This is a genomic window from Psittacicella hinzii (assembly GCF_003585935.1).
GTDB classification, from domain to species: domain Bacteria; phylum Pseudomonadota; class Gammaproteobacteria; order Enterobacterales; family Psittacicellaceae; genus Psittacicella; species Psittacicella hinzii.
In genome coordinates this window covers 1-8,939 of sequence record NZ_NRJG01000089.1, presented here as the reverse complement: position 1 = coordinate 8,939, position 8,939 = coordinate 1, and the positions used below count along the sequence as shown (strand labels likewise).

General features: G+C 31.5%; 5 protein-coding genes. All 5 read right to left on the bottom strand.

What is annotated here, in order from left to right; translation table 11 throughout:
* Positions 1-46 precede the first annotated feature (46 nt).
* A complete protein-coding gene (locus tag CKF58_RS05100) occupies positions 47-790 on the bottom strand; it encodes a BspA family leucine-rich repeat surface protein (RefSeq protein WP_119531631.1) in 744 nt (247 codons plus the stop codon).
* An 11-nt stretch (positions 791-801) separates the two neighbouring features.
* Positions 802-2,862: a BspA family leucine-rich repeat surface protein gene (locus CKF58_RS05095; RefSeq protein ID WP_119531629.1), complete on the bottom strand. Its 2,061-nt coding sequence runs from the start codon at positions 2,860-2,862 to the stop codon at positions 802-804.
* Positions 2,863-3,176: 314 nt separating this feature from the next.
* Complete coding sequence (locus tag CKF58_RS05090) at positions 3,177-5,822, bottom strand: hypothetical protein (protein WP_119531627.1); 2,646 nt, start codon at positions 5,820-5,822, stop codon at positions 3,177-3,179.
* Between the two features lie 67 nt (positions 5,823-5,889).
* Positions 5,890-7,206: a hypothetical protein gene (locus CKF58_RS05085; protein ID WP_119531625.1), complete on the bottom strand. Its 1,317-nt coding sequence runs from the start codon at positions 7,204-7,206 to the stop codon at positions 5,890-5,892.
* A 14-nt stretch (positions 7,207-7,220) separates the two neighbouring features.
* Entirely contained in the window at positions 7,221-8,285 is a 1,065-nt protein-coding gene (locus CKF58_RS05080; protein ID WP_119531623.1) for a hypothetical protein, read from the bottom strand.
* Positions 8,286-8,939: the final 654 nt, after the last annotated feature.

The following is an 8,939-nucleotide window of genomic DNA, read 5'->3' as shown; positions in this document are numbered from 1 at the left end:
CTATTAGCATTTTCAAAAATATATTTTTCCAATCATATTTAATTTTTTATAACTTTTCACAATTAGTAGTAAAAATTTCTTTCGCTTTTACATTTTGTTGTATCCAACTATCATATATTTTTAATAAATTGCTGTCTTGTTCTTCTTTAGGACGAAAATTATAGAACGTGCCGCATAAGCTTATAGCATTCTTTACATTCCAATTTGAAAGATCATGTTTAAAAAAAGTAAGAGGAGAAAAGGTAAAAGTAAAATCCTTTACTTTCGAAACGTCCCATTTAGATAAATCTAAATTTCCTACTTTTCCGTTTAACAAAAATGTACTATTTAAGTGTTCAACATTACTCACATTCCAATTAGATATATCCCCTCCAAAAAGTGAGCCCATAAATGTAAAATTCATGTTAGTAACACTGATAGTATTCCACTTAGATATATCCCCATTAAAAAAATGTAAATGTGGATAATTTTCGTTTGCTTTTATGTTCAGAACCTCTATAGATCCAGCAAATAATCTTTCCAAAGAAGTTACATCACTTATATCTATAAAATTTAAATCCGCATCGTAGCCCACTATATCAATATACTCATTAATGAACTTCTTCAACTGCTCTAAATTAGTAATTTTTACTGTTACATTCTTTTTAGATAAATCGGTATATTTAAGCTCTTGAGGCAAATCACTATAAGAAATATCAAAAAATTCATATTTCTTACCACAGCCAGCTAATAATAATGAAAATATTAATGATAAAAGAACTACAAATCTATACTTAGCTGTAATATTCATTTAACACACCTCTATCTTCTGTTATTTGATTTACCCTTTGGTGTAGATGTAGTAATGCAAAATGCTTTTTGAAAATTAACTCCAGCACTAGTACTATCAGGTAAGTTTTCTAACAATTTATTTTTTCTGTCAGTATCGTATTTTTCAGAATCATTTCTCGTACAAAACATATTGTCCACTTTTACATCTTTATTAAAAGTCCAAGATTTAAAACCTTTCTCTATAGCATTATTATTTTCAAACATACCCGTCATATTTACTACATTACTAACATCCCACTTAGAAATATCTCCATAGAAGTAAGTACCTTTAAACATGTAACTCATGTCTGTTACGTTAATTACTCTCCAATTCGACAGATCACCATCAAATTCAGTATTGTTTTCAAACATATGACTCATATTAGTAACCTTAGACACGTCCCAATCAGCAATATTTGGGTTTATAGCGTTTTCATTTTCATTAACGGCAAATAATCCAGACATATCAGTAATATTACTTACGTCAATAAAATTTAAATTACTAGATCCGGTCTCTTTTATATAATCTATAATAAATTTACGTAATGTATCTTTATTGGTAAATATTAATTTCCCTTCATATTTAGAGCTATCGTTTAAATCATCAGCATCTTGGAGATCTAAACCAAGATCAGCAACACTTATAGCATCTCTTTTTAAAGTAGAAAGGTCTTTAACAGTAGGCTTTTCTGTCATTTGTGCAGGCTCGTTACTAGATCCTGTCTTTACTTGGATTAAACCAAACACTGTCGCTGCACAGAAAGCAATGATTAATAAAGAAAAAACTACAGCTATTATTGAAACAAAAAGATTTGTAGTTTTTGCACTACGAAGTTCTTTATCTTTATCTTTTATATATTCTTCCAGCTGAGTTACTTTTTCATTAGTCTTTTCTAAGTTTCTGCGGCACTTTATGAACTTATTGCTTAATTCTTTATAAGTATCGCTATTCTCTATGAACTTTTGTGCGTGTGGTGTATTACTTTGTTTATATAAAGCTAATTCACCTGAATACCTAGTTAAATCGTTAGAAAGTCTTTGAACATTAGCCTCATGACTAGCAATTATTTTGTCACGAGCGTCAACCTCGGCTTTACTATCTGCAATTAATTGATTAACTTTTGATGTATTAGCTTCTTTAATATTTGCTATCTCTTGATTAAATTTACTTATAGTACGTTGATTTTCTTGTTGAAGATTAGCAATATTTTGATTAGTTTTTTGTACAACTAATTGTAAGTATTTTTTCGTCTCAACAAATGAAGAAACAACGACATTAGTATTTAGTAAATCAATCGATTGGATATTGATACTTTTTTGAGCTTTGAAGTTATCAATAGCATCCTGATCTAGAGCAATGTAAATTTCTTTAAAACGATAAATTAATTCCGAATTAAATAAAGCTACTAAGGCACTAACAAGTTGCTCTGGTGATTTTTCTGCTGCGCTGAAATATAAATGTGGTTCTTTTTCACTATTTAATGATTTTACAGAAACCTGATTAAAATCAGCATCAACTTTTGCTTCTAATTCTCGATCAATTTCAAGTAAATCATTTCTAAACGTTTGTCCAGCAACTTCAATTACCTGATTATCTGGAGATGAAGTAAATACATTTTGTTCAGAGTCTGTGTACTTATCTAAAACAAAGCTATTTAATTTAAATAGACCGCGTAAAGCACTGTTCACACGTGCTGGCGTATTTAATTCTTTGTTATATGAAAAGATAAAGCTAGCAGCATAGTTACCAGGACGATCCGTTCCTTGCTGTGCTACAGAACGATAGTAACCTAAGAAGTAACTAGCTTTCTTAATACCTAGTTGCTTATCATATTCAAACTTACCTACTTCAATACTTAAACGTAGGAAACCTTTACTCTTTTTACTTGGTGAAGCTAATAAACTAGGACAGTCTTTATCTACTAAATCAAGGTTGTTTAATAACTCTGAATTATTTGTGTGCTTAACAAATGCATTCAAGTTCTGATCGTAATAAGCTTGTGCCCCATTATTGGCAACAATAATACCCCAAGAGAAATTTTTAAAATTCATAAATAACTTATTCGTGTATGTATTTAGTGGTTGTAGATTAAAAATAAATAATTAATATGGTTTTGCTTATTAGTATTTTTACTAATTTGCCTCTTAGTAACTAAACTCTCTATTAAAAAAGAACAAGTTACCTGCACCATCTCACTCTCTAATGCTAGCCATCTTAAACTAAAGTAATTACTAGTGTAATTAAGTACCTTAAAAGGCTAAGATCGTATAGACAGTGCCTAAATATTTAAGACGTTAATACTTATAGTGATACAGCTCTGATCGAGGTTAAAAGCATAACAACTGTTATAAAACTTACTTCTAATTTATGAGTTAAACTTTTTACTTTGTTCTTTAATAAAGTCCATTGCTTTTTTATAAGACTCTTGTAACTTTCTATTCTCTTCTTCAAGCTCTCTGATTCGATGATCATTAGTTGGAGCTGAAGTAGGTTGTCTTTCTATAAGCTCTTTTTCTAGTCTATGCACTTTATCTTCGTTAAATTTAAGAGATTGATTTAAGCTCTTAATGATATTTTCATACTGTTGTTTTTGATTATTAAACTGCTCAATATCATTTTTATAAGCTTGCTCTCTTCTCTCAAAGTTACTTTTTTCTAACTCAAAATCCTTTTCTTTACGGCTTAATTCTTCAGCTCTAAAAGAAAAGTTTTGCAGTAATTTTGCTCGCTCTTCTTGTAGTTCAGCTTTTAACTTCGATATTTCTTCCATATCTTTTTCTTTACTGTCACGGAAGTTTTTACGTAGCTTCTCTAACTCTTTTGACTGCGCTACATATTGCTGTTCTAATTTATTAGTTCGCTCTTGTAGTGAAGTCTCTTTACGCGTATTCACCTCTTTAAGTTCTTTTTCTAAGCTTTGCTGTTTTAATTCATACTGCTGAATTTGCTTTTTATGTTGAACTTTTAGCTCACGTAATTTATTGATTAGATTTTGGTCAAGCTTTTCAATTAGGGCTCGTCTTTGTTTCTCAAATTCTTTAGTTAACTCAGCACTAACTTGATTTTTAGCTTGTTGCATTAAAGTAGAATTAGAATCTCTTAACAAACTTAACTGACTCTCTAAATCAAGAATACGTTTGTCTTTATTGGCAGCTTCGATCTTAAGCTTATTTTCTAAATCTTTAAGTTGCCCAACTCGACTAATCACAGCTCGTTCAAAATTATTAGCATGCTCTTTTTTCAGACGATCAACTTCTCTGGTTAGATCTCGACGTAATTTAGCTACGTTATCTTGAGAAATCTTATAATTCTTCGCTAAAGATATTTTTTCTTCTTCAAGTTTTTTATAACTATTTATTTGCTTATCTAAGAGAGATTTAGCATCACGTAATTTATCTCCCAAATCTTTGATCGTCGATTTATTTCTTTCATTTACTTGAGAACTATGTTTTATCTGTAGATCAAGTTGCTTAGATTTATCAACTTCAACTTGATTTTTATCTTTCAATTCTTTGATTTCTTCTAAGAGCTTTTTAATCTCGTTATCTTTTTCCACAAGCTTTTTATCAAAAACACTATAGTTGTTTAACTTCTCGCTTTCTTCTTTTAATTTTTCAACCAGCTTTTCTCTCTCGGCTAGTAAAGCATTATATTTTTCTGTAATATCTTTACTATATTTAGATGCTTGATTAAACTTACGATTAAGCTCTTCTTCTCTTTTAACTGCAGCTTCTTTATCATCAAAGCACTTTTTAGAAAAATCTTTAGCAGCCTTAGACTCTTCTCTTAGAGATTTATATTTATTTTCTAAATCAGAATATGCAGAAGAACGATTATTTAATTCACTTTCTAACTTTTGAATTCTTTGCTTAGCCTCTTGCACAAGCTTATCTCGTTCGTTTTTATAGCTCGACACTAATTTGTTTTTCTCTATTTGGAATTCTTTAGTTAATCTGTTTCTTTCAGCTTGTACTTCTTGATTAACTCTATTACGTTCATTTTGTAATTTTTTTGTTAAAGATTCTTTTTCTTGTGTAGCTTGTTTCAGAATATTGAGTTTGTCTTGCTGTAACGCACCCGTTGCTTTCTCAAACTCTTGTTTAGCTACTTGTTGTTGCTTTTGTAGCTCTTGACGATAAGTTGCACTTTGTTTTTGTAGTTCACTTTCAAGTTTTGAAGTTCGATGCACTAATTCGCGATGCATATTCTCAACTTGACGAGTCGAACTTTCAGCAAACATATTTAACAGCGAACTTACTAAAGCATCATTTGGTTGACTAAGAACTCCATCTGCACTTTTACCTAAAAAGTAATTCGAACTTACGATGAGATGCTTATTCAATTTGATTACACTTTGAATGTAATGAGGATCAGCCGTAACAATAATATGTTTAAAAAAGGTGTTTAAGCTTTGACGAAAAATTGAACTAATTACATAGCCAATAGCTTGTTGCTCATTAACTTTAATGTGATCGTTTTCCATAACTACTAAGAGATCTTTAGATTTATCTCCTTGATAGTTAATACGACTAGTTACAAATTCAATACTTTGAGCAAGGCTTTGTACTTCAAATGTTTTAAAGTTACCAATTGACTCTACATAGTCATGAGTGTTATTTCTCAAATAACCCAGTTCGTATTGTTGTTTATCTAGACGATCTAATAATTGAACAACTCTTTCACCATTAATACTGCTGTTAGCAATTTGTTCCGTTGTAATTACATATGAGCCATGAATATTTTCAGGACGCCCTTTATCTATCTGATTTGCGGCATGCAGACGAATAATAAAATTGTAAGCTTGCTTTTGTCCTTCATCATCGATAAAGTTGCGCACTACATATACAGGCTTGGCTGAAGTATTTTCTGGAGCTGCTAAATGCTCAACAATGCTCTTATCCGGATCGATGTAGGTATGAATAATATTGCCTGAAACTGATCCTTCATTAGCAAATTGGAAACCATTAGGCGTCCCAAAAATACCATAGCTAAATAAGGTACTATTACGCATAAATAAAGCTTGAGATAAAAAATTAGCTAGATATATAAAATATATCTAGCTATTAAAAAACGATAGGTTAGCCAGATAACCACTTTTTAACACGTCTAAAGAAAGATGGTTGTTCAGCTACTAATTTTTTACCTGTAATATTGGTGTAAATCCAACTAAATACTTTTGAAGCAGTATATAAAGACGGCTCAAAAGTTTGTCCTTGTACTTTACCCGCAGAATAGAAAATACTTAAATTGCTACGATCTTTTTCAGCAAAGAAGTTTTTCGCAAAACCTGCTAAAGATAAGCTATTGTGACTTGCATTAGCATCTTCTAACCATTGGCGAGAGTCATTATTGTAGTCAGCTTTTACTTGTTCAGGAATTTCATCTGATTTCGTAATTACTAAAAGACGATCGTTTGGATAGTAATCAAAATCTTTATATTCTCTAACAATGTTAAATAGAGCTTGTAACACCATTGCTTGTGGAGCACGTTTTTGATTATCACGATTGTGATTGCTCTTATTCATCGGGTCATAGAGGAATAAAAAGTGTTTGTTTACTTTCGAACGTAAAATAATTGAAATCGAATCTGGTAATTGACCTACAAACTTGTCATCAACTCCCTCGTGCGATTTATACGCACGCTCAAAGTTTTCCCCTGAAGCGTCTAAGAAAGTTAATTCAACTGTTGGTAATTTCGGGTTAGTAGGCTCAAACAATACTGGAATTTCGAAGAAATCACGTGTACCTGTACGACCTAAGCGTGCTGTTGAGTCGTATGGGCTATCGTAACTTTGTACAAAGCGTGAGAATAAAGTACGAGCATCATCAGAAGCACGAGGGTGTAAACGAACCGTACCTTGAGCACCTACGTTCATGAAGTTAATAATATTAGCAATCATGAACGTTTTACCAGAGTTCGGAGCACCAAACACGAACACGTAGTGTTTTGTTTCGGCGTCTTTATTTAGATCATCTAAACGCAGACCAGCTTCTTCAAAGCTTAATTTATTTTGCGCTTGTAAGTTTTGATCACGATCAAATCTAATTGGGCTTGAATCGAAATCATCATTTCTGATATCTGTAGTTGAAAAGCTTGAATCATAATTCGAACTAAACGAACTTGATGAATCAAACGAACTGCCAGAACCAAATGAAGAAGAACTCGAATCATAGCTACTGCCAAAGCTACTTGAACTGCTATCAAAGCTACTTGAGCTACTATCAGATTTCCAATCGCTACTGCTACCAAAGCTATCGCTGCTTTGTTCGCTTAACGATGAAGAACTGTCTGATGAAAACGAGCTACTGTCTTTAGAACTATCAGTAGAACTTGTCTTATCAGTTTCCATTTCAGTAATGAAATCTTCCCAAGGATTATTATTTTTCTTAGCCATAAATAATTTTCCGGTTAATCAAGTGAACTGCTAGCAGCTCTACGTCTGTTGCTCGTATTATTTTTCTCTGCAAGTTTTTTCACTCTGTCACCTACAACAAAGATTAGATATAACGGCGCAGCTAGGTCAATAATTAAACATAGAATGGTGATGAAAATTGAAATAAATTTATAGTTACCCCAACCTTCAGAGAAAGCATAGGTAATTTTACCAATCTCTTCAGCACCGAATTTAGTAGGTTCAAATTTGTATAATTCTTCGTCGTCCGCGTATTTAGCTACTTCAGTACGTAATGCATTCACTGTATCAACTGATTCTTGGATTACACTATAACCGTGTGTTCTAATGATTTCACCACGACCACCTTGTAATACTTTATCAATTTTTACTGATTGAGCATTCGCAGCAGCTGTTACGTTGTTAAGTAAAATTTGTGCTTTACCTAACTCTGAATTTTTTAAACGCTCGTTAAGGATTTTATCAATTTGTTCTTTATATAATCTTAAAGCTTGAGGTGCATCTTTGTGTGAAAGCTCTGTTAATGGTTTACCTAAAACTTTAGAGATTTCTGCTAATAATTCTGTAGCACGTTTACCAAAACCTGGACGGCTAGGATCAGTAACTTGAATTTCTAATTGTGATACTAATTCTTTTACATCACTTTGTAGTTTTAAATCATCAGCACTTTTAACTGCTACTACTTTTTTCGCACTTTCTAGTACATCTTTTAATTCATCTTTATGTAAAGTTAATTCTTTACGGTAAATAATTTCTGTATTGAATTGTGTGAAGAAAGCGTTAAAGTTACCTGCATAAGTAACTAAAGCGAATACGATAGTAAATAAGAATGGAGCAACAACACTTTCTCTATTTACTACAGCTTTACCGATAGTAATCGTACCAGCAAAAAGAATTAAGGTTACAGCAAGTGAGAAACCTAAAGCTGGGAATTTACCCATTAACTCCGAGTAACCTATAAACGTTTCGTAGAAACTAATACCTAATAAAATGATTAGAGCGATGTGAATCCAACCAGGAACTGTCACTTTCTCTACTTTTTTTACGTTGTCCAGAACCATAATAAATAGTTTATCCGTGCTTTAAATATAGATAAATCTCGTACTTAGCTAAAAGTTTGCTTAATGTGGTTAATATTTATATATCAGTAAGAACAGCTATAGTACTCAAAAGACTATTAGCATAAATGCAAACTTAGATTAGAGTGCATGACTATGCATAGTAGTTTTATCTACATTTATTGTTTATCTCAAAAACAATTTAATTACTACGATTTAGTACTAAAGTAAAATCTTTACTTGAAAAATAAATTTTAAACTTTATAACTATCAAGGAAAGGTTTAATCTCTAGCTTTAAATCATCCAAAATGAGCGATTATAAAATCCTCTCATTCCCCAAAATTTAATAAAACAAACCATACATTTACGTTTACCTAACACAAAGCAAATAAACGTAAATGCCAGCTTGTTTTACTTTGCAACCGAAAGCGATTGCTCATAATTACTAATGGTTCTACTATAAAACTTAAGAAACTTTACAAAAGTTATCTGCTATCTGCCTTAAATGTATAGTAGTCGACCTTACCAAGAAAAATAACGCAAAAGCATTTTTCTTGATACAAAAAAAAGTTTAGTTACCAACAAGAGAAAGTAACTATAAAAATATTTACTTTATCTTGCTCGCAACTAAACCATGATTTAGATAGCTACTAATA

Bases quoted from the DNA above. Each gene is read 5' to 3' on its own strand.
- CKF58_RS05085 (WP_119531625.1), bottom strand. From the start codon at position 7,206: ATGGCTAAGAAAAATAATAATCCTTGGGAAGATTTCATTACTGAAATG.
- CKF58_RS05080 (WP_119531623.1), bottom strand. From the start codon at position 8,285: ATGGTTCTGGACAACGTAAAAAAAGTAGAGAAAGTGACAGTTCCTGGT.
- CKF58_RS05095 (WP_119531629.1), bottom strand. From the start codon at position 2,862: ATGAATTTTAAAAATTTCTCTTGGGGTATTATTGTTGCCAATAATGGG.
- CKF58_RS05100 (WP_119531631.1), bottom strand. From the start codon at position 790: ATGAATATTACAGCTAAGTATAGATTTGTAGTTCTTTTATCATTAATA.
- CKF58_RS05090 (WP_119531627.1), bottom strand. From the start codon at position 5,822: ATGCGTAATAGTACCTTATTTAGCTATGGTATTTTTGGGACGCCTAAT.